Origin of the sequence: Euryhalocaulis caribicus (assembly GCF_000412185.1) — a bacterium.
Lineage (GTDB): Bacteria > Pseudomonadota > Alphaproteobacteria > Caulobacterales > Maricaulaceae > Euryhalocaulis > Euryhalocaulis caribicus.
The window spans coordinates 162301-186184 of record NZ_ASJA01000002.1 but is presented as its reverse complement, the minus strand read 5'-3'; the positions used below and the strand labels follow the sequence as shown (position 1 = coordinate 186184).

Genomic DNA, 23884 nt, shown 5'->3' with positions numbered 1-23884 from the left:
CCGCCGCGGAGATTTTGGCCGCCCAGTTTACCACAACAGGCGCAGCTTGGCGCCTGTTTATCGCTCGTGCTGGGCCGAGCGCGCCTTCCAGTCTCCCCTCACTTTTATGGAAATACACTCGTAAGAAAGTTGCCGCGCCGCCATCGGCGCGGCTGGAGAAACAGAAAAAAGGTCACCCTTTTCCGCGGGCCGGACGGCGGAGGCCTTTATCGCCCCGCCTGGCCGCAGCGCAACCGCGGCTGCGCCGCAGTTCTCCACTTCGTTCCGACCCGTAAAGGGTGCGCCGCGTCCCCATCGGCGGGGCGTCAGGCCTGTCTCCGCCGCCCGCCCCGCTCCCGGGGCGGGTGATGAGGAAAAAGGAGACTGACATGGAACTCAGACACATTGATCTCGACCGCCTTTGCGTGTCGAAGGCGAACATGCGCCACGGCGCCAAGGCCCCGGACGTAACCGACCTTATCCCGAGCGTTCGGGCGCGCGGCGTGCTTACGCCCCTTCTGGTCCGCGAGAACGGCAAGAAGGACCGCTACGAAATCGTCGCGGGCCGGAGGCGCTATTTTGCGTCACGCGCCGTGAAGAAGGAAAGCGGAACTGTTCCCCCGCTTCCCTGCGCGGTGATGGAGCCGGGCGACGATGCGGCGGCGCTGGAAGCCTCGTTCATCGAGAACGCGGCGCGGCTTGATCCCGACCCGATGACGCAGTTCGAGACCTTCTCGAAACTCGTCCGGGAAGGGCGGAGCGTCGAGGATATCGCCGCCTTGTTCGGCCTTGAGGAGCGCTGCGTGCGCAAGCGTCTGGCGCTGGGCGGGCTTCTGCCGGGCGTGCGGAACCTGTTCCGGGAGGAGGAACTGGACGTGCGCAGCGTGCAGCTTCTGACCATGGCGAGTCAGCGCAAGCAGCGCGAGTGGCTCAAACTGCATCACGACCCGGAAGCCGCCGCGCCAACAGGCAACGCCTTGAAGCGCTGGCTGTTGGGCGGAGAGGATATCGAGACGTCCGCCGCGCTGTTTCCGCTCGACGCCTATAAGGGCCGGATCGTCTCCGACCTGTTCGGCGAGCGGTGCTATTTTGCGGACCCGGAGGCGTTCTGGACGCTGCAGATCGAAGCCATCGCAGAGAAGCGGCAAGCCTATCTCGACGCGGGCTGGACAGACGCCGTGGTGCTCGAGCGCGGCCATCCCTTCTGTTCGTGGGAATACGAGCCAGCCGACAAGGCCGAGGGCGGCAAGGTTTATATCACCATCCTCGCAAACGGCGAGGTCGATTGCCGGGAAGGCTGGCTGACGCAACAGGAGGCCCGCAAGCGCCGCCGCAAGGAGAACGGGGCCTCGCCCGCGCGGCAGGCCGAGATCAGCCAGACGATGCAGGCCTATCTGGCGCTGCACCGGCACGCGGTGGCGCGGTATGCGCTGTTGTCAGCGCCCGACCTCGCCTTGCGCCTGATCGCCGCGCATCTGCTATCGGGTTCGGCGCTGTGGCGCGTGGACCCGGAGCCGCAGCGCTGCCGGTCCGAGGCGATGGCGGACAGCCTCGCTGCCGCGCCCGCGCAAGCCGCCTTCGCGGCGGAGCGCGCCGCTTTAAGGGCCATGCTCGACTTGCCGGAAAGCGATGAGGCGCTGACCGGGGCGCTCTATCATCGTTTCGGAGAGGGGGTGCTTCGGGTGCTGGCCTTGTCCGGGGAGGAAGTGAGCCGCGTGCTGACCTTCCTGATGGCCGAGACGCTGGAAGCCGGATCATTGGCGAGCGAAGCGGCGGGCCTGTTGCAGGAGATCGATCCGGCGACGGTTCCCGCGCCCGATGAGGCGTTCTTCGACCTGTTGCGCGGGCGGGCGCTCGTGAACGCGGTTCTTCGCGACCTCGCAGGCGCGGAGACGGCGCAGGCCAATGCGGCGGAGCCCATCCGGGTCCAGAAAGCCATCATGAAAAACTGCCTCAATGGAAAGAGGCGGAAACAGGCCAAGGACTGGCGGCCCCGTTACTTCGCCTTCCCGTTCGAAAGCTACACGCCGGACGGCGGCGGACAGCTTGAGGCGTCGTCAAAGGCCGCGCTGGAAGCGGTGAAACCCTTCTAAGGGCAGCCAGACGGGCGGCGCTTAGCGTCGCCCGTCATCGCCTCTGTTCAGCGAAGTGTGTGATCCCGAGCGCGGCGGCCTCAAAGATCGCCATGCCGTAATGCTCGCTCTCCCACGGCTTGCGGCGGCGCGGCAGGCGCGGGCCAAGGGCGGGCAGCATCGCCGCCACCCCCGCCGCCATGTCGTCTTTCGAACCGACGCCAAACACCGAGAAGCGCTTTCGCACGCGCAGCCGGGGATAACGGCAGACCTCAATCCCCTGCCGCCGCGCGCTGATCGCGATCAGGGTCAGCAGTTTGCGGACCCGCTTGGACCGCCGCGAGCCGGGCGCAGTGCCATGCTCCAGAACGATTACGTCCGGACGGAAGCGGCGCATCAGCGTCTTCGCCTTGCGCAGGCATTCCGCGTTCTTATCGTGCCGGACCTCCTTTACGCCCCAGTCGAGCGGTGTGGTCTCGTCCTGGAACAACACGAACCCCACTCCCCGCGTATTGGGCGCAAGCGCCAGCACGCGCCCCTCATAGGCAAGCGTCATGGGGCGCTCTGGCGGATCAACGCGTCTAGAAATTCGACCTTGTGCCGGGCGTTAGGCTCGCGGATTTCGATCCGGGCTTTCAGGGCGCGGGCGCGCATGGCGACCCGGCGCTCCGCTTCGCGGTAGCTGTCGTTCAGAAGATCGCGGGGCGGCGATCCGAACACGACTTCATAGGCGATGAGCACGGTGATGTCGGGACGGCGCACCCCGTTCTCGAGGCGCGAAATCAGCGAAGACCGGCGGGATCCGAAAAGTTCGGCGAGTTCGTTCTGGGTGAGGCCGCTGCGTCGGCGGCAGCCGCGCAGCACCAATGTATTGCATCTGATACTCATGAAGAAAAAGGCGCGCGGGACGGTGCGTCCGTTGCGCCTTTTCATTGTCTCAGATGATGACCGATTCCCTAGGCTCGGAAATTTGCCAAATTGGCAAACGCGGCGCAGGGCCGCCGCGTTTGACCGGTCCGGACGCGCAGCGGCTCGGCGCGGGCGACTTCGGGGACTTGGGGGCGCTTGCGCGGTCCCCGGCCGTCCGCCCGGCCGCGCATCCAAAGGGCGGCGCAGCAGTTTGCTACTTGATTTCCGGGAGCGAGGGATCGTCCCCGAAGTCCACCCGCGCCGGTTTCTGCGTTCTAGTCATGCGAGACGCGGCTTGTTCGGCCTCGTCCTCGCCCACACCGTAGCGCTCATAAAGCGTCGGCAGTTTGCGCATCTCTTCGGGCGCGATCACGAAAACACCATGGCTCTTGCGCGTCTTGAGGCCGAGCCGGTTGCGGATCACCGCGCCGGCGGCGCGCCCGGAATAGACAAATCCGCCTTCCCCCAGTGCGGACAATCCCTGCGCCACGTCGCCGACCGTGACCGCCGCCGCGTCCTCGCTCAAATGACGGATAATGGCCAGCGCGTCCGCCTCCAGCGTGTCTCCCCGGTCCTCCTTGACCGCTTTCTGATAGGCGCGCGCATAGCGGACGAGCGCCGTCCGTGCCTTGTCATCCTCGATGATGGAGCGCAGCGGCGCGAAGATCTGGTTCATGCGCGGCTCAAGCTTCGGGTCGAGATGGCGCGCGCAGTCTCCAAGACGGGCGTGATTGCGAAAGCGGTAGAGCAGCAGCTTGTTGCGCAGCGTCAGCGCTTCGGTCTCTTGGGCGGCGGGAAGATTGATCGGAATGTCGGAGCGCAGGCGGCGCGCGCCGCTCTCCTCGGTGAGGAAGCGGCTCTCGAGCGCGGCGTCCTCGTAGCGCCCGCGCATGGCGATGATCTTGGGGCCGAACACCTGATAGGCGCGCGGGCGGAATTCCCGCCCGTTCGGACTTTCGCTGCGCAGCACGGAGAAGCCGCGAACATTGCCGTTGTTGAGGATTTTGGCGATCTGCGCCTTCTCGTCGCTGAACCGGAAATCGGCTTCGTCGATAAGGAGCGTGCCGCCAAACCGGTCGAGCATGTGAAAGAGCGGCGAGACGGTCGACGCGCCGCCCGCGAAGATCGGCTTGTAGCAGATGGAGCCAAGCACCAGCAGGAAGCGCGTTTTCCCGCTTCCGTAATCCCCTCTCAGACGCAGATAAGGCAGTTCGTTGAACCGGTCATGGACCCAACTGAAAAGCGCGTAATAGGCGGCCAGGGCCTCGAACGTTTCCGAGACGTCGATATAGCGGTGCAGATACCGCCGGATGTCCTCAAGGAGCTGCGCCGTGTCGCCATACTCTTCCGGCGCGGAGGGAAACTTCACCACGCCATGCTGAATAAGGTCGTTGTCAGGCGCGTACGGCGTCAGGCGGCCGCCATCGCCAGTCTCGACCGAATGCGTCAGTTCCCAGCCCGTCTTGTCGCCCACTGCGAAGGCGGTGGCGTCCTTTCCCGGGTCATAGATCAGCTCGACAAGTTTTTGCCCTGCTACGCAGGCGGATACGACAGGCTTGGATTTGCGCTCCGGCGTTTCGGTCTGGCTTTGGTTTGAACCGCTCATACGCCATTCAGTCTAAGACGGGAGGCGCGGAATTCTCAGACGTGGAAACTTGCCAGATTGGCAAATTCCCGAGCCTCATTCTTCTGACATACGAACGATATGCTGATCGCCTATGGAACTGCCTGAACCAGAAGCGCCAAGAATGGAATTTGTGCGACGGCGATGCCCTCACTTGTCAGAGGAAGAACTACGCGAGGCGGAATGGCGAATGTGGAGGGTCATCAATATCACCCGCTCCATCTTTCTTGAGCAAGAAAAGCGGGCAAAGCCCGATTCGACTCAATCCAATTCCGATTCTATCATGTGACTCCCTAACCGATTGATATATGAAAAGATTTTACGGATACATACGGGTTTCCACGCAGAAGCAGGGCGAGCGGGGCGTCTCCCTTCAGGAGCAGAAAAGCGCGATTGAAACTTACGCCCGCCGGGAAGCCTTGGACGTGGTGGAATGGTTCGAGGAGCGCGTAACCGCCGCCAAGCGCGGTCGCCCGGCGTTCAGCAAAATGCTGTCGAAATTAAACAATGGCGACGCCCACGGATTCATCATTCATAAGATCGACCGGTCAACGCGCAATCTGAAGGACTGGGCCGATATCGGCGAGCTGATTGAGGCGGGGCGCGATGTTCGTATCGCGACCGACAATCTCGACCTGCACACGCGCGGCGGCCGTCTGACTGCAGATATTCAGGCCGTGGTCGCCGCGGATTTTATTCGCAATCTAAGGGATGAAACACGCAAAGGAATAATGGGTCGCCTGAGGCAAGGCCTTTATCCTTTCGCCGCGCCGATTGGTTATCTCGATCAGGGTCCAGGCCGGCTCAAAACATTCGATCCAGAACGGGCGCACCTGATACGCGCGGCGTTTGAACTCTATGCGTCCGGACGATTTTCACTCTCACAGTTGAAAGCGGAACTCGGACAGCGCGGCTTGAGAACGCGCTCTGGCCGGGCGGTCTCAAAGAGCCAGCTTGGACGCATTCTCAACAATCCATTCTACGCGGGGCAAATTCGTGTCGCATCCATGAGCGAGACGTTTGCCGGCGCGCACAAGCCGCTCATCAGTATGACGACCTTCAATCAGGTGAAGCTGGTTCTTACCGGACGCGCTCATTCACAAAAACAGATCCATGACTTCCTTTTCCGCCGGTTGCTTAAGTGCGGCGGCTGCGGACGCACTCTGATCGGCGAGCGGCAGAAAGGCCACGTCTACTATCGCTGCCAAGACCGTTCCTGCCCGGTCACCACCATTCGGGAGGAAATGGCTGACGCGGCCTTCAACGAGACGTTCGGACGAATCGAGTTCTCGAAAGGCGAAATTGCCGAAATTCGGAGTTTCCTGCCGAGAAACGATGCCGAGTGGGCCATCCAAGATGAAGTCTTGGCAAAATCATTGAAGCTCAGGATGGAGAAGTGCCAGAGCCGCCTGGACAGGCTTACGAACGTCATGCTCGACGGAGTGATTTCTCCGGATCTTTATGCCCAGCACCAAGCGTCGTTGACGCGGGCTTTGATTAATGCCCGCCAAAAATTGAATGGGATTGAGGCGCATCGGGGCGAAATTCAGGAAACGGTCGAGAAATACCTCGAACTGTTGGAAAGCCTTAAAGTTAGCTACGAAAGCGGAAATCGGGTGCGAAAGCGGGAGTTGATCACAGCGACGACCTCGAACCGTCTTCTAGAGGGAAAAAACCTCTCTATAGAGCTGTTTGAGCCGTTCTGCGGCCTGCAGAAAACCCCTGATTTGCAAAAGTGCTGCCTTTCTCGGGACGAACCTCGAACCCTGGCGCGCCGTATCTACTGGACAGTGAAACAGGAGCAGGACGAACAGACTGCGGCCAATGACAATCATCCTGAGGCAGGCAGCGACACCCAAGCGGATGAGGCTGCGTGAGGGTCATGATACCGCATGGTAGGCCGGAATGAAGACGTGGAAATTATATTCCAAATATAATTAGAATGAGAGTCAGCACACCAAATATCATGGCGGAAAAAAGCCCAACCCAACTACGCTTTAAAAATATAAACTTGTTCTTTGCAGTTCTAGATGTCCGATGAATCTGTTCATACAGCTCGTTTTCAATAGCCGCTTCTTCGGCAGTGTTCATCCACTCCTTATATTCATCGAAACCCAGCTCAGCAATGTCGGCAAAAAACCATTTACTCTGGGCAGCGCCTCTCCGATCAAGATCCGGCATTAATACCCTGAATGCCTTGTATGTAGAATAGCAAAAAGAAATAAGAAACATCACACCGAATAATAGCTGCAAGCACGAGAGAAAATCCTGCGCCTGATATATCCATGCCAAAAAACCAAACATGGAAGCGTTAAAACCGAGAATATAACCCGCCTTCGAGTCGGCATTTCCAATCCAGAAACTGGTTCTGTTCAATTTGTCGGCAAGTGTATATAATTTATCCATAGATTAGAGATTCCAATAATAGCTTGTTTTATATACCTTCACTGATCCAAAAGAAAAAGCCTCGTCACTATAAACCCACATGTTTTTATCGCCAGAATACCGCATGCTATCGTCATTTTTAATTGCTTTAAAGACGTTTTTTGAAATCCATATATTTTTAGGGCTCTTGGCTTTGTCTCCGTATTCAAACGCATGATAGGTGGGCCAGCCAATCCACACCAAGTCCTGATGCAGTTCGTTGCCCGGCACTCCGCTTTTTACGACGAGTAATTCACCTTGACTAACACCGATGCCGAAATCGATATTTTTGTATCCTTTATTTCTAAGTTTCGGATTTATAATCTTTATAACCGAGTATTTTATCTGCATCGCCGCTTTTACGGCTCGTTTTGCGGCATTCTCTCCCCTGAAGAAAGCTAGGACACTGTCCCCGTTGAAACTTCGTAGATACCCATCATGCTTGCGAATGCATTTTGAGCACGCATAAAGAAAGGCTTTGTGTGCGCGAGCCGCGACCAGGGCGGAGTTGTCAGATAATAAACCACGTGAGCCCCTTAGATCAGCGTATAAAACTATCGCATGTTTTATTTTTTCGCCTTGGGACCAAAGGCAATACTAGATTTTTCGGGGATCGCATATCCGGTAGAAATCTCGTATTTTGAATTGAGATACGCATTAACCTTATCTTCTATTTCATCTTTTGTGGCCACAACGTCATTAAACCTTAGTTTTACGCCTGAGACATAGAGTTGGAATAGCGGTACCGCAATTTGATTTAACTACCGACATAACTAACTGACAACCTCCCGCACCCGACACCGTCCCTTCTTCCCAAAGACCCGTACCCTGCCTGGTCCCCCAATCTTCTCGAGAAGGGCGCCGTCCTTGAGGGCGGCGCGTTTGGTGGTGAATGCACCAATGAATAGGTTCTCTCGGGTGTAGGTGAGGACCCAGCGATCGTCCCGTTCGTCCCAGGTGAGGTCGTGCTCGGAGGGAATGTCGGCAGCCTGGTCTTCCTTTCGGCCGTCTGCGTGTTTTCGTTGGCTATCGAGATAGATACCTCGGGTGATTTGGACGACTCGCCACATGCGCCACTCAGCCTCCCGATACTCCTTTCGGAGTACTCCTTATCTGACATGAGCTCGCGTACGAACTCCAAGCGTGGGTGCTCTGGATCGGGTAGTTGCATACCGTCAGGATAGCGCCAAAACCGCGGATCTAAGCGGTTATCCCCGGTATCACAGTGTTTGAATGTCGGAAGGCGTGGGTTTTTGCCAATTTGGCAAACTAGCTGCCATTCTCGGGACAAACATCGAACCTTGGCGCGCCTTCTTTACTGGACAGTGAAACAGGAGCAGGACGAGAAGTCAGCGTATAATGATAATCATTCAGAGGGGAGCAGCGACAATCAGATGTATGAAGCTGCGTGAGGGTCAGTGTACCGGAGGGTTAGGTGGGAGTTTGTTTAAAGGCGGGTGGTTTCAGCCGATAGCGGACATTCTGCTTCGGGCCGAAAGCGGACTTTCCGGTTTTGGTAGCATTACCGACCAAGGCAACATCAAGCTCCAATTTAGAAACCAGTTCTCAGGAGATGACACAAGGCAAGGCCGCTGATGTTCAATTGTGTAGGCTTGAACAGGTACATTTGAAGTGGTTTGTCGGGCCTACTCTTGCGCCCCTAGGGTCGACAGCCATTGGAATCGGTTTGCTGTAAACAATCAAACTCTGCGTTGGAAAATAGGGCGGCGAACATGTGCCATAAGGTGCTGTCCGTTTGTGAGACTTGTGGATACGTCCCCCTTCGCGCTTTGTTAGTATTGATTGTGCTAAGATCCTGCCTATTCATGCCGAAGCGAGAGAATGTCCCGGTTGCGCGGGTAGTCCACCATGATCTCATCCAACAACCGTTCGAACGATATGGATTTTCCGCCCCCGCCGCGTTCGAGTTTGCGTAGCGCCGCCCACCATTGCGATGATCCCGTGCCCACTAGATCGATCTGCGAGAGTTCTCCGCCGCTTCTCTCCCAAATGCTATCTTGCCGAGGCCCGAGTGGATACAACGCCGATAACACGTCTCGTAGGCCGGATACTGTTTGAGCGTTATCGTCTGTGAGCCGCCACTCCGGGCGGCGCGCCGACTCGTCGGGGCAGTATGCCAGGCGGAAGTCGTCGTCGATCCGGTTAGTGGAGAGAACGGGCGTCTGGCCTGGGTGAACACTTACGACATTTGCTCGAACGAAGTTGAAGAGGTCGAACAGCGTTACATAGCCCTTCGCGTCGTGTCCGGCGCCCCCGCGCAGCCCCGCGACGAGGAACTTAGTGAATAGGCTTAGATGGTCTCCGGGCAGGATGACTGAGGCTTGATCGGATGCCGACGATGCAATTACCGCGCTCCCGTTACCCCCACCGAGCGCAGCGGGATTTGGCGAAGTCCTAACCGGCACGACGGTGGCACGGCCCTTCTCTTTTACTGCCGGCGTGCCTCCAGAATTGCAGCTGTCGACCATTACCAGCTTCCGCCGCGCAGGCAGACTCGACCACACTTGTCCAAATACTTTGCTCGACCAAGGCAGCGAGGAGGTCGGGTTGTCTGGATCGGCGAGCAACAGTCCGGTCTCTGCCCTTGCTGCATCCTGGTAGCCGTGTCCCGAAAAGTAGAGGAGAACGGGTTTGTCTTGCGGTAATTCGGACAGCGCATCGATCGCGTCGACGAGATTCCGCGGTGTCGCCTCCATACCCGAGAGTCGCACAACGTTGCTCGGTGGGTAGGCGCAACGCTGCGGATCCGTTAGGATAGCAGCAACTGCGTCGCCGTCGGCGCGAACCTGCGAAGCTAGGTCGTCAGCAAAGCTAGCAATGATCGCGTGGCCTTCGAACCGGGCATCCGTCACGAAGGGTGGTGGTCTCTGAGGATACCAAGGCGCTCATTGTTCGGATAGTCCTTGAGTGCCTCTCGGAGGAGATCCAGCCGGCCAACGCTTGCACCGCCACCGACGCGACCGATGGCGCGCCTCCAACCTTCCGCGCCTGTAGGCGCCTTGGTCACGTCCGCGGCGCGCCCGCCCGCGCGCTCCCAAATGGCGTCCTCCATCGGTCCTTCAGGATAGAGTTTGCTTAACTCCTCCGTGAATGCCCGATCCCAGTTTTCACTCTCGATCCTCGTGTCGGGTAGCAGCAAGGTGTCGAACCACGAGAGTGCCGGTCTCAGGATGGACCATACGGGGATTAGATCCCGCCTTTTACGATGACGGACGACGATCATCGACGCGACGGAACCAGGATTCTTTTGGGTGACGATCTCGGCCATCGCAACGACGTCAGGCAGGGGCTGGTCAGTCTTGCTTTCCAAGATTTCCAGCAATCTCTGCCGATACTCGTATCCCGGAGACGCCTCTAATCCGGCGAGCACCGTCCACGTTGACAGGTCGGCATCACGCAGCACATCCGCTCGTTCACCAGCCAATTCACGCGAGCGCAGCAGCTCCTTGACCGCGTCCTCAATCTCTAACTCTTCGCCTCTAGCGAGAGCGGAGAGCCATTCGATCGCCGCACGTCGCATCATGACGTTCCCCACATCTTCGGGCAATACGTCCCAGACCCGTTCTCGAGCCGCAGAGTGGGGAAGGACCAGCTCCTCCGCGGTGACGATAACTCTAGCAAGATCGGACTCCAAGGTACCCCCTTCGGCGAGAACAACCGTAAGGCGCTTCAATTGTCCGGAAAGCGCCTTTTGCGTTAGGGTGCCCTGTTCGACGGCCTTGGCCAAAAACCTCTGCGATCTAGCGTCGCTCAGGTCGAGTTCATCAAACTCTGTCGGCTTGTCTACCGAACGCGAGAGCAGTCGGTCCGTCATATCATCGTCCACGTCAAGAACCACCAATCCCGGGATGATATCGGCGGGCGCGTGCTCCACCAGTGCGTCGAAGTAAACCGACCGGGCGCTCTCCGATTTTATCGTTCTCCCGGCGTCGACCACGTCAGCGATTTTAGCTCCTGCGGTCAAAAGCCCAACGAGTACTGTATGCGGGAACATCTTCCGCTCCAGCCTGTTCGCGATGATCGAAGCGCTTCTTTTCGCATGCCCGGCTACGATGTTCGCGAGGTCCGCGTCCGTGGACTCACCTCCTGCGATCGCGCCGGCAAAGCCAGAAGGTACGGCATCGTCGTTCGCGACCTTGTCCAAAAAAGAAGCCAGCAATGATCGCGGATAGTGACCGCGGTGACGACGGAAGGCTCTCTCGACTGCGTCCGACCACCATTCCTGCACTTCAGAGTCCCAGACCTCGGACGTGAGGGGGATTAGCATTGCTCCGTTGCTCGAAAGCTGCGCGTCGGTCCAGCGCGAGACCGCCGTTGAGAGGGTCGACTTCCTGCGCAACTCAAGGTTCCGGAAGGTTGCGACGTCTTCGGCCGACCATTTATGGTACCGGGATGCGATTCGATGCTCCAAGTTGTTGATGAGTTCGGACTTCCGTGATTCCATGGAGAGGGATAGTGCATAGCGGAGCGCTCTGAGGATCTCCTCCGGATTTGAATCACCGTTCATCGCCCCTTGGACCCTCTCTAGGAAGCGAAGGTCCTGAAATGAGTTCAACCTAAGGCCGTTCGCGTTCGCTAAGGCCTCCAGTGTCTTGGCTCCTCCGTCGGCGAGCATTTCGCCTAGAGAGCCGGTCGTTATTCCGAGACCCTTGCCGACGCAGGGATCCGCCACCCACACCCCGTCAGAGCATTCCCACCGCAGGCCGTCTGGCATGAAGCCAAGAGCGATTTGGGTGCAATCGGGAAGATCCTCTTCGGAAAAGCAGAGACGTGCGCCGAGCCTGAGACGCAGGGCTCGCGGCAGGCTTGTCCATACTGATCGGATGATGTTCCCCGTCTCCAGTTCGGAGGAGACCATCGCCGGCCCGTCCTCGAGCCGGGAAAGGAGCGGAACGCACTTCGGGACCGGTCCGAAACTGGCGCTCGTTGCACGGTTGGGTACGCCTTCCAGTCGAATCGAACGTACGACCTCCAGTAGTTCTACTGGGTCGTCGAGTGACGCCGCTGCGTCCCCCTCCAGCACGACCGCGGCCGACCTGGCCATCCCGCCGCGCGTCGCCGAAGGATCCCTAGCGATCTCGTAGAATACGAAGCGTTCGCCGTGACTGAAACAGCCGAAGGCAGACAGGTCGCTCTTCCGGAACTCGCTCGGCAGGCTTCCTGGAAGGTCGGTCCGTCGGGCCACCTCGGCTGCAAGATCTTGATGCAGGTTTGTGTCCAGAACGGCGTGTTGACCATCCTTGTCTCCAGCTAGCAGCCAACCCTCGATCTTCTGGTTCATGGGATTGAGGAAGTAATTGCAAATGGAAGGGTCAGGTCTTTTAGCTTCTGTCCATCCTGACCAATAATCCACCCCTGTTCGACTGGGCCAGTCTCCGCAAACTCCTCGTTGGCAAGGTCGTCGCGCAATTGACGTCCCAAGGCGGATATCGCCCAATAACGTACTCTTGGTCCGGTCCATCGCGTGCCTATGAAAGAGGCGAGCATGGGCATGTGCCTGGCTAGCGCCTCCTTCGGATCGTTGATCGTTTCCATCTCATCGGCGCACGTCAGCAGTACGTCGAGTTCCGGAAGATCGAGAGCGGCCACTGTGCGGGCACGCTCCAACATCTGCAGCAGCTCAACCATGCGCATTTGAACCGGCATACGGTCGGTTCGTCTTCTGGAGCCTAAATCTCGTTCGCGGCTGGGTTCAGAGAAAAGGGCTGACTTGCGCGCAACCGCGTCGGAGGAACGGACAAGCAGCATGAACCGGTCAGCAGACTCGATTCTAGCGGCCCAGTCAGGCATGATTGATCGGCGGGCCACCATGTCGGAGATTTGTTCTCCGGCATAGTCAGGCCAGACAAGTTCCAGTTTGTCGCCGCCCGGATCCGTTAGGTCGAATTCAATCTCGCCGTATTGACCGGAAGGAGTGTGCCCTGCGCTCTTCCCGTTCGTGAGGCTGTCCAACACCTCCTCAAGAAGCTTGAGCGAGGCTGGCTGTGACCGGAAGCCGAAGGCACTCTGTCCAGCTCGGATTCGCCCGTAGATCTGGCCTGCCAGATGTGTCTTGCCGGTTTTGCTTTCGCCAAGCAGGAGGATGCGCCGCGAACTCATCTTGCCGCTCCATATGCCAGGAAGGGGTCGTCGGCGGGTGAATTATGTACCACCGAAAAAGTTCTGCTGTCTGGCTTCTGCAGAGTCCATTCGAGGACCTGCATCAGCGCTGCGGGCTGCGCTTCGACTATCTCACCGCCCTCGACGGGTATCTGAGTCCTGAACACGGGTGCGTCACCGAAATGGCGCGCGAAGTTGCTCTCGACGTGGTTTCTCATGGTGTCCGAGACCTCGAGGTCGGACTTGGTCCAGACGAGTGCGGTGTTGGATCGGCCAGTTGCGTCCGCGAGGCGTCCGACCAGTCGATCGAACTGTTCTCGAGCGGAGAACCGCTCATCACCTGAGAGTGCAGCGCTGTCAGCTACCAGCAGGTTCCTGCGCGCGGTAGTCGTCACCCATGCGGCCCCCTTCGAGCCCGCGGCAGAGGGTTCGCGTGCCCATCGTGAGTACCACTCACCCGGCGCATCGGCGAAAAGCAGGTCGCGTCGGCATGCGCCGTCCTGAAAGGCGAGATGAAGGAGGCCAGGAACCCGCGCATCACTGTCCGGTGTGTGCGGTGGGAAGCTGGACGCACCCTCCGCGTCGAGTGTCATAAAAGCTGAGACATCGTGCCACGCAGATAGCGAGTAGGATCCCGCAAACCCTAGATTTCCGGGCGCATCCCCCGAATCAAAGACTGCAAGGAACATAGCAGCGAGCAGGGTAGTCTTTCCGGCATCGTGCGGCCCGACAAACGAAACGATGGCGGGTCGAGTGCAGGCTGCGAGGAATCCGATGTCCTTGCCGCCCATAGCTCGTCCTGTCCAAGGCATCCGAACGATGTCGGTCGGCTCCGTCTCTTTCTCCTCGCCCTTTTTCCGGACTTGCGTGTAATGCGGGCATTTGGTGAGATCCGGGTTGCCAGCATCGCAACCGGTTTCAAGAGGGTAGCAGCCTTTGCGTGAGCACGTCATCCGTCAGCTCCGCGGCTTCGTCACTGGTTTGACGCCCGAGAGGACGCGAAGAGCCAAGACTTCCCGTAGGAGATGTTCGACGAGCGCCTTGGGATCCTGCGTCACCAAATCCGTCAGCAAGAAATTTTCAGGGCTGTCGGACGTCGCCGGGTCTACGACCTCAAGCAAGGTGCGAGTGCTCCATTGGTTCGTAATTGTCCCATGAAGCGAGGAGACGACCCGACTTGCATCGCTCACGAGAAGATCATCGATCTGAACCTTCGCACCATCATGGAATGGGAGCGCATCGTGGACGAAGCGGAAGGCGCTCGGTGGCGCATAGTTCGGTAGCCATGTGGCGAGGTCGGCCACCGCGTGCAGGACGGTTTCGACCGGTTGCATGTTGCGATATGGAGATCTCGCCGAAGGGGAATAACCACTCTCCTTCCACCAGAGGAGGCGGGTGCGCATGTCCTGTCCCACGACTGCGGATAGGAGACGAGACACCACGATCTCCAGATGATCTCCCAGTTCGTTCGCGAGGGCCTGGGTGTCGGGCGCGGAAATCTCGCTCGCGAGTCCCTGGGCGACGGGGCCTGACAGCACGGCCGCGATCTCGTTGGCCGCATGGCGCGCCCAAGGTCCGCCGGACTGAGGCTGGTGAGGATTTCCGTTTTCTACCTCCTCCCCGGATTCGCTGTCCGTATCGGTGAGGGCTGGGAGAATCGCACTCGCGAGCCTCGAACTATTCAACCCCTTCCGTTTCATTTCAAACTCACGGCTAGCTTCGTCGGACAGCTCAAGGGTCGGCAGCTTCACTGATGCAGGCACGCTCCATTGCCTCTCGGAGCTCTCTTCGTACTTTCTCTGGAATTCGTCCGCGATATACTGCCACAATGCGATGACATCTTCCTTGCCGGTGACATATCGCTGGAGGTTTGGAAGGATCAGTCCGATCGCCGCCGCGAATTCGTCCTTCTCTGACGCCAGTTTGACGATCGCGCAAAGTAGTATCGCCCGCAACATTTGCGTGGGGAAGCTCGGATAGCGCATAACGACCGTGCGCCATTTCTTTTTCACAAGTTCGAACACTTCGCTCAGCAACGGGCTTTCGCCCTGGCCTGCTCCCGCTGCGAGATAGAGAGCGCCTACATATTCCGTCGGACGGCTCGCAAGGAGTTTCGCGACGACCGAAACTGATGCTTCAATCTTTTCAAACTCCTCGTCAGATGTCGCTGTTTTGATCAGTTCGGCGCTGAAAACTTTTTGCAGGATGTCCATGGGTCGCTCGTCCCCCTCCCCTTTTTATGGTGGAGCCATATTGATGTGTCGACGCCGGATCGCAAGTCAAACACGTCGTTAGGACCGTATTCTTGCAGATGATGGGCTTGAGGAGGCCGGGTAATAAACGATTTCGTTATCTCTCATTTTTGCAGAACACAGCGACTTGGCCGAGATTTAACTGATGGTTTTCGTCATCACCTCCGAGCAGTTGACGACGAGCTGGCTTCGACATGATATTTTCTCAATTGTTTCTTGTGAGGGAAGGTTTCGATGCAGGCGGCGATAGTCATTGGTGTTGATCGAGTAGGCGGTGGGTTAAGCCGTCTTGCTGGTGCCGCAAGTGGCGCGCGCGAGGTGGCCGATTGGCTGAGTCGAAATGCGTATGAGACGTCGATATTCACAGATGAAGATTCCTTGGTCGATCGCGGCGAGATTTTCGGCGCTATTAGGCGGCACGTAGAAGCCCATAATCTAGAGCGACTATTGGTTTACTTCGCTGGCCATGGATTCCTTAAGGGGCCGCTCGATGAAGTCTGGCTGCTGAGCGATGCTCCGTTAGATCCTGCTGCCGCCATAAACGTATCGCTGTCGGCCGCCATGGCGCGATATAAAGGCATTCCAGAAATCATCTTCATCAGCGATGCGTGTCGCGTCACGCCGAAAAGCACTGAGATGTCTTCAATTAATGGGACGTCGATTTTCCCAAACTCACAGCCGTCCCAGAACAGCGCAGAGATCGACTTCTATTATGGCACTCACCCTGGAGACCCCGCGTACGAGCGGGGTGAGACAGAAGCAAAGCAAGCTCAAGGTCTTTTCACGGAGCAATTGCTAAACGCGCACGTGGGCGCACCCCGTGAGGCCATCCTCTCCATCAATGGACGAGAGTACGTTCACAACCGTTGGCTCAAGAACGAATTACGCGAGCGGGTTGATCTGAAGGCGCAGAAGATCTCGCTTTCGTTAACCCAGAAGCCGGATGTGCATATCCAAATTGAAAATGGTTTCATTGCCCAAAACGAAGTCGCGAGTCCCTCCGAATCGTCGACACCAAGCGCCAGTGCATTGGAGCCATTCACAAAGGGTTCCAAGCCTGTCAGTCAGCCGGACCTTGCGCCTGCCGACCGTGAATTCAAAAGCACACTCATAGCGGGCCGTGCGCGCGCCTCTCCGGACTTCCAAAAGCGGCTCAAGATTTCGAAGCAGCATTACCTGGAAACCCCGCCGTTCAAACCTGCCGGGAAAGCATTCGTGGTGCGGTGTCGAGGGGGCAATATCGAGACTCTCCAGACGTCACCTGGATTGGCCGAAATCACCAATCATTATACACGGTCAGAACAATTGAGAATATTCGCCACCGAAGGCAAAGATGGTCAGTTGGCCCTGCAATTCGACGATGGCTCCGGGATGGTCCTTCCCGTTCTGCAGGACTACACGTGCGACATCATACGCTATGAAGGCCGAACGATTTCGATCGGATACTCATGGAATTATTTTCAAGACCCAATGGTTTCGGAGCTGCGCGAAGAAGTCCTAAGCGCCGCGACGTTGGGGCTCTTGAATCATGATCCATACGCTGTCCGAAAATTTGCGCGCCGCATTCGACGCTATAAGCGGTTTGACCCCACACTGGGACTCGTGGCTGCACTAGCATATATGAATGCCGGCGAACCCAAGGGCGCGATCTCCGTGCGCGACTATATGCGAGCTGATCTAGGCATTGATCTGTTTGATGTATGGCTGCTGTCCGGTGCCGGCGAAAGTTTGCCGATTTGGCCGCACCTGCCAATGCTTTCGCAAACTTGGTCCTTCCTTGATGTATTCGGTCACGTCCTCCCAGGTTTTTTTACTTCTATGCCGCGCATCCCTGGTTTCTGGACGGTTTTTGAGGCACAGGCAATGCCTACCATTCTAGAGTATGTTGGCATTTCTTATAAGGATAGCTTCATACATGGCTAGAGCGAAGCTTGTTCTTGTTCATGGTCGCGCACAGGAAGGTAAGTCAGAATCTCATCTCGCTGATGAGTGGATTGAACCGTTGCGCGCCTCGTTAGGCACCAGAGCGGAGATTTTCGACGATGTCGAAATCCGAGCGCCATATTATGGCGACCGGTTAGTGGAACTTGTTGAGTCTCTTAGGGATACAATCCCGGACGACATAATCGTCAGAGGAGCCGAGCAAGAGGTCGACGAGCATTATAGGTTTTTTCTTGGCCAAACGTTGGAAGAGTTGCGAATTCGAGAGGGCATTTCAGACCAACAAATTGCCATGGAAGCTGGGTTGGAGGTAACTGAGCGCGGGCCTCAGAATTGGCGCTGGGTCCTAGCTATCGTGCGCGCACTTGACAAAATTCCTGGACTTGATGGTGATCTCATAGAGCGCGCGCTTCGCGATGTTTGGATTTACCTTGAGAGGCGGTCGGTTCGAAAAATAATAAACGGAATAGTAGAACCAGCTCTGGATACCGATCTACCCGTCGTGTTGGTGGCACATTCACTTGGATCAATAGTGGCATACGACATTGTTCGAGAACGGTTCTCTGGGACAGTCACGCAGCTATTGACTGTCGGCTCTCCGCTAGGGCTCAGGATCGCACGCAAAGCTCTCGCGCCGATTAGGTACCCTACGACCGTCGAGCATTGGTTCAACGCTCGAGATTCTAGAGACGTGGTGGCCCTTTATCCGTTGACGCGAGAATTCTTTGAAATTGATCCTGAAATCACAGATTTCAGCGGGGTGAAGAATCGAACCAATAACAACCACGGAATTTCAGGATATCTCAGTGATCCGACGACTGTTGAGTGTTTGTATCGCGGCCTACTCGAGGCAAAAACCAGTCGATAAATATCATTAATGTCTAGGCTTTATTGCAAGTTAAGAGAATTATCGGACGAAGTGGTAGGGCATTCACTAAGTCCGTTCTCGGGGCGACAGGCTACGTCTAGATTAGGCGCGAAGCAGAATTGTACGCTAGGAGGCATGCCCAATCTCCACGTCTTCAATCAGCGTGTCAGAAACTCAATGATATGTGAATGACGCCTTCAAGTGATGCTAATTCATTTGCGCGCATTCGCTTTCGAACCGATTACCGTCAATTTGGTGTGAATGCGGTTGATCGTTTTAGCCACTTTTATTCGGTTGGCCAGACCGGCGTTGGAAAAACGACGCTGCTCCAGACCCTGATTAAGGCTGACGAGCAATCTGGACAGGGCTTTGCGCTACTTGATCCCCACGGTGATTTGACCGATCGAGTTGTCAGATCCTCCGGTTGGCCCGCCGCGGAGAAACTTCTCCTAATTGATGTGGCCGAATCCGGTTGCCCGCTCGGATACAATCCCCTGGCTTTCGCTGTGCCGGCGCTTCGCCCGCTCATCGCGAGCGGTCTTATCGATGTCTTCCGTCATATGTGGCCTGATGCTTGGGGGCCGAGAATGGAGTACGTCCTTCGGTACGCGCTTCTGGCGCTTCTCGATCAGCCGGACGCAACACTTCCAGATGTATTGAGGCTGCTCTCCGATAAGTCGTTCAGATATCGCGTCACGCGTAACATTCGCCACGAGCCTGTGCGGCGTTTCTGGAGCCAGGAGTTTCCGAAATACACGTGGAAATACCAGGCCGACGCCATTGCCCCGATTCAGTCGAAGGTAGGGTCCTTCCTGGCCGATCCGCGGATCTATCGATTCCTGACTGCTACCGAAAAACGGCTGCGATTCCGCTCGATCATGGACCAAGGGCAGGTCCTCCTTGTCAATCTGTCGAAAGGCCGATTGGGTTCGGATTCTTCACGCCTGTTGGGCGGCCTTATCATGACCTCGCTGGGTTTGGCAGCCTTCAGCCGGGCCGATCAAGCAGAGGCAGAACGGCGGCCCTATTTCATCTATGCCGACGAATTTCAGAATTTCACGACGCTTGCCATCGCGGAGATGCTATCGGAATTGCGCAAGTTCGGTGTCGGCGTGGTCCTGGCGCATCAATATCTCAACCAGCTGCGGCCGGAGATCAGGCACGCCATACTCGGCAACGCCGGCACGATCATTTCGTTCCGGGTTGGGCCAGAGGATGCGCCCTTTTTGGCGCGAGAGTTTGAGCCAACTTTCGACCGGTTCGATCTCATCAATCTCCCCAACCACTGCTTCTATATCCGGCTCATGATCAACGGCTCGCCGAGTAAGCCGTTCAGCGCCGAGACGCTCAATCCACGGACGCTTCATTAAAAGCGCTTCTACTTATAGTGATAATACGTCATAATCTCCCGCCTAGATGGGGAGGTTGTTATGAAGCTTAAAATCCGCCGGAGCCAGAACTCCGGAATGATGGGCAAGGTGACGTTCATTCTGGATGTTCGCGCGGAGCTGACGTCGGAGGAAACGGAGCTGGTGCGGAAATACCAACTTGGAAAGAACCTTGTGTATTCAAGCGAACAGGCGGACCGCAACGCCGCCGCGGCGCAGACGGGAAACATCGGCGCGCTGGGGTCGATGTTTCTCGACCGCATGTTGAAACGGTCATTCACGGTGAATGACCTGGTCAACGGCCAGCACATCGAGTGCAAGGACCTGGCGGAAACAATTGCCACGGAAGAGCAGGTCCGCACGGCGTGTGGAGCGCTCAAGCAGTATCTCGCCGCGGCTGCGCTCTTTAACGGTGAAGAGGAAGTGGTGACCGTCGCCGCCTAGCGATCGTGAGCGACGGCTTCTGGAACGCAATTGCCAAATCGTGGCGCGACGGCTGGACTGCTGGCGGCTATAAGCCAAGTCCGGTCGTCGGCCGTGGTTTCTTCTCAAACTGGTTTCTAAGCGAGCAGGAGCGTGAGGCACGCGACCTGCAGGCGCTATATGCGCGCGTGAAGCAGGCGCACGACGCCTCGCCCTTCGCCGATGACGACGGCGTTTTCACGACGATGACCCTCTTGCTCCAGGATATCGTCGATCGGGCGGAGGTTTCGCTTAATGGCCGATTGATCGAAGTCCTCGCTTGTCCACTCCAACGACTCCTCGAAGAGGAGTTCTTTGCGTTCCCGGATCTTGATGAAGATGCGGCTTGGCGGGCGCTATCGCTCGAGCAATCAGCCCATTTGCGAACGTACCTCTTACGGAAAGAGCGCTTCCTCGCAGGCTATCACCATCCGTTCGATGAGGGATGCCGGAAGGTCGCCGTCTTGTTCGCCGGCGTGCTCGGCGAACTCTCAGACGACGCCCTAGCCATGGAGGAAACGGACCAGACGCTCGTCTTTGACGCGCGGTTGGCTGACTTCCTCATTGATCCGGCGCAGGCGGTCGAATCCACGATCGGCACGATCACCGATTATCAGATGCAGACGCTTGAGCTGTATTGCGATCTCTACGCGCAGCTCGATTTCAACGCCCGGCTCGCCTCCGGCATCGAGCCCTGGGATACGCGTTCCGATCGGCGATACATCATGCCGACCGAAGCAAAGGGCTTATCGGCCGGCGGGCTGGTAGACGCCTATTTGGCGCATACGCCGTTCAAAGATTTTTTTGAAGCCGCGCTCCCGGTCTCCATCCCCGAGCAGGTCCGCTTCGAGCATTGCCACATTGTGGGCGGCACGGGGCACGGCAAGACGCAGCTCCTGCAGGAGCTCATCTATCACGATCTAACACGGCCGGCCGCGCCAGGCATCGTCGTGATCGACAGCCAGGGCGATCTCATCGAAACGCTGTTACGCCTTCAATGTTTTGGCGCGGAGGAGGCAAGCGGTCTGGCAGATCGTTTGATCCTGATTGATCCGCACGACATTGAGCACCCGACGGCGCTCAATATGTTCGCGATCGACCAGGAGCGGATGGCGGCCTATGGGCCGGCCGAGCGCGAGCGCGTTCTCAATGGCGCTGTCGATCTCTACGAGCACTTCTTCTCTTCCCTTCTGGGAGCCGAGCTTACCCAGAAGCAGGGCGTGGTGTTTCGCTATCTTGCGCGCCTCTTAATCGAGATCCCCGAGGCGACCATCCAGACTTTCCGGGAGCTCATGGAGGATGGCGCGCCATACAAGCCGTACATGCGGCAGCTGGAGGGTTCGGCGCGCCGATTCTTCGAAACCGAATTCTTCTCCCCTTCCTTCAAGGCGACCAAAACACAGATTCTGCGCCGCCTTTGGGGCGTCCTCGCGAACCCGGCGTTCGAGCGTATGTTTTCCTCAAAAGAAAACAGGATTGATCTCTTTGGCGCGTTAAATGACGGCAAAATCGTCCTCATTAACACCGCGAAAGACCTGCTGAAGCCGGAGGGCTGCTCCATCTTCGGCCGGTTCTTCATCGCCAAGATCGCTCAGGTCGTGATGGAGCGCGCCGTGATCCCTGAGGCCGGCCGCCACCCTTCCTTTGTCTATATCGACGAGGCGCACGACTATTTCGACGATTCAATCGAGCATCTGCTCAACCAGGCGCGGAAGTACCGCGTCGGGCTGACGCTCGCCCACCAGAACCTGGATCAGCTTACCCCTAAGTTGCGCGCCAGCGTCCTTACCTCAACCAGCGTCAAATTCGCCGGCGGACTTTCAGCGAAGGACGCTCGGGCGCTTCATGAAGATTTTCGAACCGACACCGAATTCCTCTCCTCGATGCGCAAGAAACGGGGACGCAGCGAGTTTGCATGCTTTGTAAAAAATCAAACGGAGCGCGCCCTTCGCATTTCAATCGAGCTCGGAAGGATTAATGCGCTTCCCGGACTGTCGGACGAGGAGCGGGAGGTGCTCATTGAGCGCAATAGAACGCAATATTCCGCGCCGGAAAGCATGGATAAAGGCCTCCCCACCGGAGGGCGCAGCGAGATAGAGGAGCTGCCGGTCGCTGTAGTGCCTCAATCGGCCTCAGATAAGAAAGCGACCGTCGCGCCCGCCTCATCTGATCCGTTGCCGCGGGCCGCCAGGCCACAAGGTGGTCAAGGCGGCCGGGAGCACACCTATCTTCAGCACTTCGTGCGAACCGCCGCCCAGGAGCGGGGATGGAAAGCAGATATCGAGAAAACCATTCCCGAAGGAAAGATCGATGTTGCGCTCGAGGCGGGCGATCTCAAGGTCGCTTGCGAAATCTGCGTCTCGACACCTCTTGAATATGAGATGGCGAGTGCAGCAAAAAGCCTGGCGGCTGGATATGACGCGGTTTGGATCGTCGTTGGAGATCAACGCAAACAGCTGGCATTTCAGAAGGCTCTTAATGAACGCTCTGACCTGAAAGGTGCGCGGGTCTGTCTGGCTGAAGAGATCATCGACCTTCTGGACCAGCATGCGGCTATCGAGGATCCATCTGAGACAAAACTTCGGGGGTATACGGTCAAGGTGCGCCGGAAAGCCGGCGAGGCCGAAGAAGCCGAACGACGGTTGAAAGCAATCCAGACTGTCCTGGGCCGGTCGATATCACGCAAAACATGAGGATCTGGTAGAATAGACGTCGGGACGCTCCACGCCCCGTTCTCGGCTCATTCGAACTCGTCAGCGCCAACCGGCACCTGATCCAGGGTGTCGGTCATCGCTGAGGAGGCCGACATGACAGATGAGGCAAAACGCACCTTAATCCGGCAACTGAATGACCAATTCCGCCAAACGGGATTAGGCGGGCACATGCTGATCACGCGAGGCGTTCAGGACATGGGAGATGATTTCATCTTCCGCGTAGTCGATGCGATGCGGAGGTTCGATAAGTTTTCAGAAGACAACGACCCCTATGGAGAGCACGATTTCGGGGCGATCGATATCGATGGCCACCGAGTGTTCTGGAAGATCGACTACTACAATCGAACGCTCGACGGCGGATCAAATGACCCTTCAGATCCCGTTGTCACCAAGCGCGTGCTCACGATCATGATGGCGCACGAATACTAAATTTGCCGCCCTGGCACAGCTGGGGCGGCTTTCTTGCAAAAACAGAAAGAAACAAGAAGTAAAATAGGCGTTTTGAACACTATAGTGCATAATGTTTATAAATGCGTAATAATTGTCAATCAACAATTTCCAAAACTGGTAAGCTGATGCTTAGAGATCCAAAAGGATGGCGCAAATATGTTACCCCAGCAGAGCGGGATCGCTTCATCATAGCCGCGCAAAAAGAGCTTCCCTCAGTACGAACGTTCTGCCTTACGATCGCATTCACGGGATGCCGTATTTCGGAGGCTCTAGAATTATGTGCCGGGAGAGTCGACATAGAAGAAAGAGTAATCGTGTTCAGGTCGCTTAAGAAGCGTCGTGCGGACATGTACAGGTCAGTTCCAGTGCCGCCCCAGCTTTTGAAGGATATATCCCATACGCATAAACTCAGTTATCAAGTGGCAGATTACCGTCTTTGGCCTTGGTGCCGGGGTACCGGCTGGATGCATATCAAGCGGGTGATGGCGACAGCTGAAGTTGTGGGTCCTCATGCGTGCCCTAAAGGGCTTCGACATGGTCTTGCGATCGTAGCCACCCAAAGGGGGGTCCCGTTAAATTTGTTGCAAAGGTGGCTAGGGCATTCAAGTCTTGAGACAACAGCGATCTATGCAGAGGCTATCGGGCCCGAGGAGCGTAAACTAGCAACGCGCCTTTGGTAGA

At 57.3% G+C, this 23884-nt stretch carries 19 protein-coding genes; 9 read left to right on the top strand and 10 right to left on the bottom strand.

Annotated features, from left to right (window positions below; translation table 11 throughout):
- Window positions 1–368: 368 nt before the first annotated feature.
- Window positions 369–2072 (top strand): ParB/RepB/Spo0J family partition protein, encoded by a 1704-nt coding sequence (locus tag L338_RS02600; RefSeq protein WP_022696803.1) that lies wholly within the window; start codon window positions 369–371, stop codon window positions 2070–2072.
- A gap of 34 nt (window positions 2073–2106) precedes the next feature.
- Here L338_RS02600 and L338_RS02595 read toward each other — a convergent pair whose 3' ends face one another.
- The 3 genes from L338_RS02595 to L338_RS02585 form a co-directional block, all read right to left on the bottom strand.
- Window positions 2107–2607, bottom strand: coding sequence for a RuvC family protein (locus L338_RS02595; protein WP_022696802.1), 501 nt, complete (start codon window positions 2605–2607; stop codon window positions 2107–2109).
- Window positions 2604–2939, bottom strand: a complete 336-nt coding sequence (locus tag L338_RS02590) for a helix-turn-helix domain-containing protein (RefSeq protein ID WP_161624591.1) — start codon at window positions 2937–2939, stop codon at window positions 2604–2606. Before L338_RS02590 ends, L338_RS02595 begins: the two co-directional genes overlap by 4 nt.
- Before the next feature lie 235 nt (window positions 2940–3174).
- Window positions 3175–4566, bottom strand: a complete 1392-nt coding sequence (locus L338_RS02585; protein ID WP_022696800.1) for a hypothetical protein — start codon at window positions 4564–4566, stop codon at window positions 3175–3177.
- 326 nt (window positions 4567–4892) lie between these two features.
- Between L338_RS02585 and L338_RS02580 the strand changes: the two genes are divergently transcribed.
- The gene (locus tag L338_RS02580; protein WP_022696798.1) at window positions 4893–6461 is read left to right on the top strand and encodes a recombinase family protein; all 1569 of its coding nucleotides are present in this window, start codon (window positions 4893–4895) and stop codon (window positions 6459–6461) included.
- 43 nt (window positions 6462–6504) lie between these two features.
- Here L338_RS02580 and L338_RS02575 read toward each other — a convergent pair whose 3' ends face one another.
- The 7 genes from L338_RS02575 to L338_RS02545 all read right to left on the bottom strand — a co-directional run bounded on the left by L338_RS02575 (window position 6505) and on the right by L338_RS02545 (window position 15341).
- Window positions 6505–6990: a Pycsar system effector family protein gene (locus L338_RS02575; RefSeq protein WP_033310335.1), complete on the bottom strand. Its 486-nt coding sequence runs from the start codon at window positions 6988–6990 to the stop codon at window positions 6505–6507.
- Between the two features lie 3 nt (window positions 6991–6993).
- Complete coding sequence (locus L338_RS18185; RefSeq protein ID WP_422110942.1) at window positions 6994–7359, bottom strand: hypothetical protein; 366 nt, start codon at window positions 7357–7359, stop codon at window positions 6994–6996.
- Window positions 7360–8828: 1469 nt separating this feature from the next.
- Window positions 8829–9881, bottom strand: coding sequence for a caspase family protein (locus L338_RS02565; RefSeq protein WP_022696795.1), 1053 nt, complete (start codon window positions 9879–9881; stop codon window positions 8829–8831).
- Complete coding sequence (locus tag L338_RS02560) at window positions 9878–12310, bottom strand: GAP1-N1 domain-containing protein (RefSeq protein WP_022696794.1); 2433 nt, start codon at window positions 12308–12310, stop codon at window positions 9878–9880. The genes L338_RS02565 and L338_RS02560 overlap by 4 nt, the downstream gene beginning before the upstream one ends.
- Entirely contained in the window at window positions 12307–13128 is an 822-nt protein-coding gene (locus L338_RS02555) for a TRAFAC clade GTPase domain-containing protein (protein ID WP_022696793.1), read from the bottom strand. The genes L338_RS02560 and L338_RS02555 overlap by 4 nt, the downstream gene beginning before the upstream one ends.
- Window positions 13125–13919 carry a TRAFAC clade GTPase domain-containing protein gene (locus L338_RS02550; RefSeq protein ID WP_022696792.1) on the bottom strand — a complete coding sequence of 265 codons (795 nt, stop codon included), beginning with the start codon at window positions 13917–13919 and terminating at the stop codon, window positions 13125–13127. The genes L338_RS02555 and L338_RS02550 overlap by 4 nt, the downstream gene beginning before the upstream one ends.
- Window positions 13920–14084: 165 nt before the next feature.
- The gene (locus tag L338_RS02545; protein WP_022696791.1) at window positions 14085–15341 is read right to left on the bottom strand and encodes a GTPase-associated system all-helical protein GASH; all 1257 of its coding nucleotides are present in this window, start codon (window positions 15339–15341) and stop codon (window positions 14085–14087) included.
- A 273-nt stretch (window positions 15342–15614) separates the two neighbouring features.
- Here L338_RS02545 and L338_RS02540 point away from each other — a divergent pair, with 273 nt between their 5' ends.
- The 7 genes from L338_RS02540 to L338_RS18180 all read left to right on the top strand — a co-directional run bounded on the left by L338_RS02540 (window position 15615) and on the right by L338_RS18180 (window position 23883).
- Window positions 15615–17303 carry a caspase family protein gene (locus tag L338_RS02540; protein ID WP_022696790.1) on the top strand — a complete coding sequence of 563 codons (1689 nt, stop codon included), beginning with the start codon at window positions 15615–15617 and terminating at the stop codon, window positions 17301–17303.
- Window positions 17296–18189, top strand: a complete 894-nt coding sequence (locus tag L338_RS02535) for a serine peptidase (RefSeq protein ID WP_022696789.1) — start codon at window positions 17296–17298, stop codon at window positions 18187–18189. Before L338_RS02540 ends, L338_RS02535 begins: the two co-directional genes overlap by 8 nt.
- 188 nt (window positions 18190–18377) lie before the next feature.
- On the top strand, window positions 18378–19559 hold the full coding sequence (locus L338_RS02530; RefSeq protein ID WP_081639434.1) for a type IV secretory system conjugative DNA transfer family protein: 1182 nt from the start codon (window positions 18378–18380) through the stop codon (window positions 19557–19559).
- A gap of 60 nt (window positions 19560–19619) precedes the next feature.
- Window positions 19620–20021 (top strand): hypothetical protein, encoded by a 402-nt coding sequence (locus tag L338_RS02525; protein ID WP_022696788.1) that lies wholly within the window; start codon window positions 19620–19622, stop codon window positions 20019–20021.
- Window positions 20022–20026: 5 nt separating this feature from the next.
- On the top strand, window positions 20027–22732 hold the full coding sequence (locus L338_RS16250; protein WP_022696787.1) for a type IV secretory system conjugative DNA transfer family protein: 2706 nt from the start codon (window positions 20027–20029) through the stop codon (window positions 22730–22732).
- A gap of 114 nt (window positions 22733–22846) precedes the next feature.
- The gene (locus tag L338_RS02515; protein ID WP_027068213.1) at window positions 22847–23182 is read left to right on the top strand and encodes a DUF3768 domain-containing protein; all 336 of its coding nucleotides are present in this window, start codon (window positions 22847–22849) and stop codon (window positions 23180–23182) included.
- A gap of 101 nt (window positions 23183–23283) precedes the next feature.
- Complete coding sequence (locus L338_RS18180) at window positions 23284–23883, top strand: tyrosine-type recombinase/integrase (protein ID WP_206740776.1); 600 nt, start codon at window positions 23284–23286, stop codon at window positions 23881–23883.
- The last annotated feature ends 1 nt before the right edge of the window (window position 23884 follow it).

What these genes read in the sequence shown, in the direction of transcription:
- L338_RS02600 (WP_022696803.1), top strand. Translation starts at nt 369, where the DNA reads ATGGAACTCAGACACATTGATCTCGACCGCCTTTGCGTGTCGAAGGCG.
- L338_RS02595 (WP_022696802.1), bottom strand. Translation starts at nt 2,607, where the DNA reads ATGACGCTTGCCTATGAGGGGCGCGTGCTGGCGCTTGCGCCCAATACG.
- L338_RS02590 (WP_161624591.1), bottom strand. Translation starts at nt 2,939, where the DNA reads ATGAGTATCAGATGCAATACATTGGTGCTGCGCGGCTGCCGCCGACGC.
- L338_RS02585 (WP_022696800.1), bottom strand. Translation starts at nt 4,566, where the DNA reads ATGAGCGGTTCAAACCAAAGCCAGACCGAAACGCCGGAGCGCAAATCC.
- L338_RS02580 (WP_022696798.1), top strand. Translation starts at nt 4,893, where the DNA reads ATGAAAAGATTTTACGGATACATACGGGTTTCCACGCAGAAGCAGGGC.
- L338_RS02575 (WP_033310335.1), bottom strand. Translation starts at nt 6,990, where the DNA reads ATGGATAAATTATATACACTTGCCGACAAATTGAACAGAACCAGTTTC.
- L338_RS18185 (WP_422110942.1), bottom strand. Translation starts at nt 7,359, where the DNA reads ATGCAGATAAAATACTCGGTTATAAAGATTATAAATCCGAAACTTAGA.
- L338_RS02560 (WP_022696794.1), bottom strand. Translation starts at nt 12,310, where the DNA reads ATGAACCAGAAGATCGAGGGTTGGCTGCTAGCTGGAGACAAGGATGGT.
- L338_RS02555 (WP_022696793.1), bottom strand. Translation starts at nt 13,128, where the DNA reads ATGAGTTCGCGGCGCATCCTCCTGCTTGGCGAAAGCAAAACCGGCAAG.
- L338_RS02550 (WP_022696792.1), bottom strand. Translation starts at nt 13,919, where the DNA reads ATGGGCGGCAAGGACATCGGATTCCTCGCAGCCTGCACTCGACCCGCC.
- L338_RS02545 (WP_022696791.1), bottom strand. Translation starts at nt 15,341, where the DNA reads ATGGACATCCTGCAAAAAGTTTTCAGCGCCGAACTGATCAAAACAGCG.
- L338_RS02540 (WP_022696790.1), top strand. Translation starts at nt 15,615, where the DNA reads ATGCAGGCGGCGATAGTCATTGGTGTTGATCGAGTAGGCGGTGGGTTA.
- L338_RS02535 (WP_022696789.1), top strand. Translation starts at nt 17,296, where the DNA reads ATGGCTAGAGCGAAGCTTGTTCTTGTTCATGGTCGCGCACAGGAAGGT.
- L338_RS02530 (WP_081639434.1), top strand. Translation starts at nt 18,378, where the DNA reads ATGACGCCTTCAAGTGATGCTAATTCATTTGCGCGCATTCGCTTTCGA.
- L338_RS02525 (WP_022696788.1), top strand. Translation starts at nt 19,620, where the DNA reads ATGAAGCTTAAAATCCGCCGGAGCCAGAACTCCGGAATGATGGGCAAG.
- L338_RS02515 (WP_027068213.1), top strand. Translation starts at nt 22,847, where the DNA reads ATGACAGATGAGGCAAAACGCACCTTAATCCGGCAACTGAATGACCAA.
- L338_RS18180 (WP_206740776.1), top strand. Translation starts at nt 23,284, where the DNA reads ATGCGTAATAATTGTCAATCAACAATTTCCAAAACTGGTAAGCTGATG.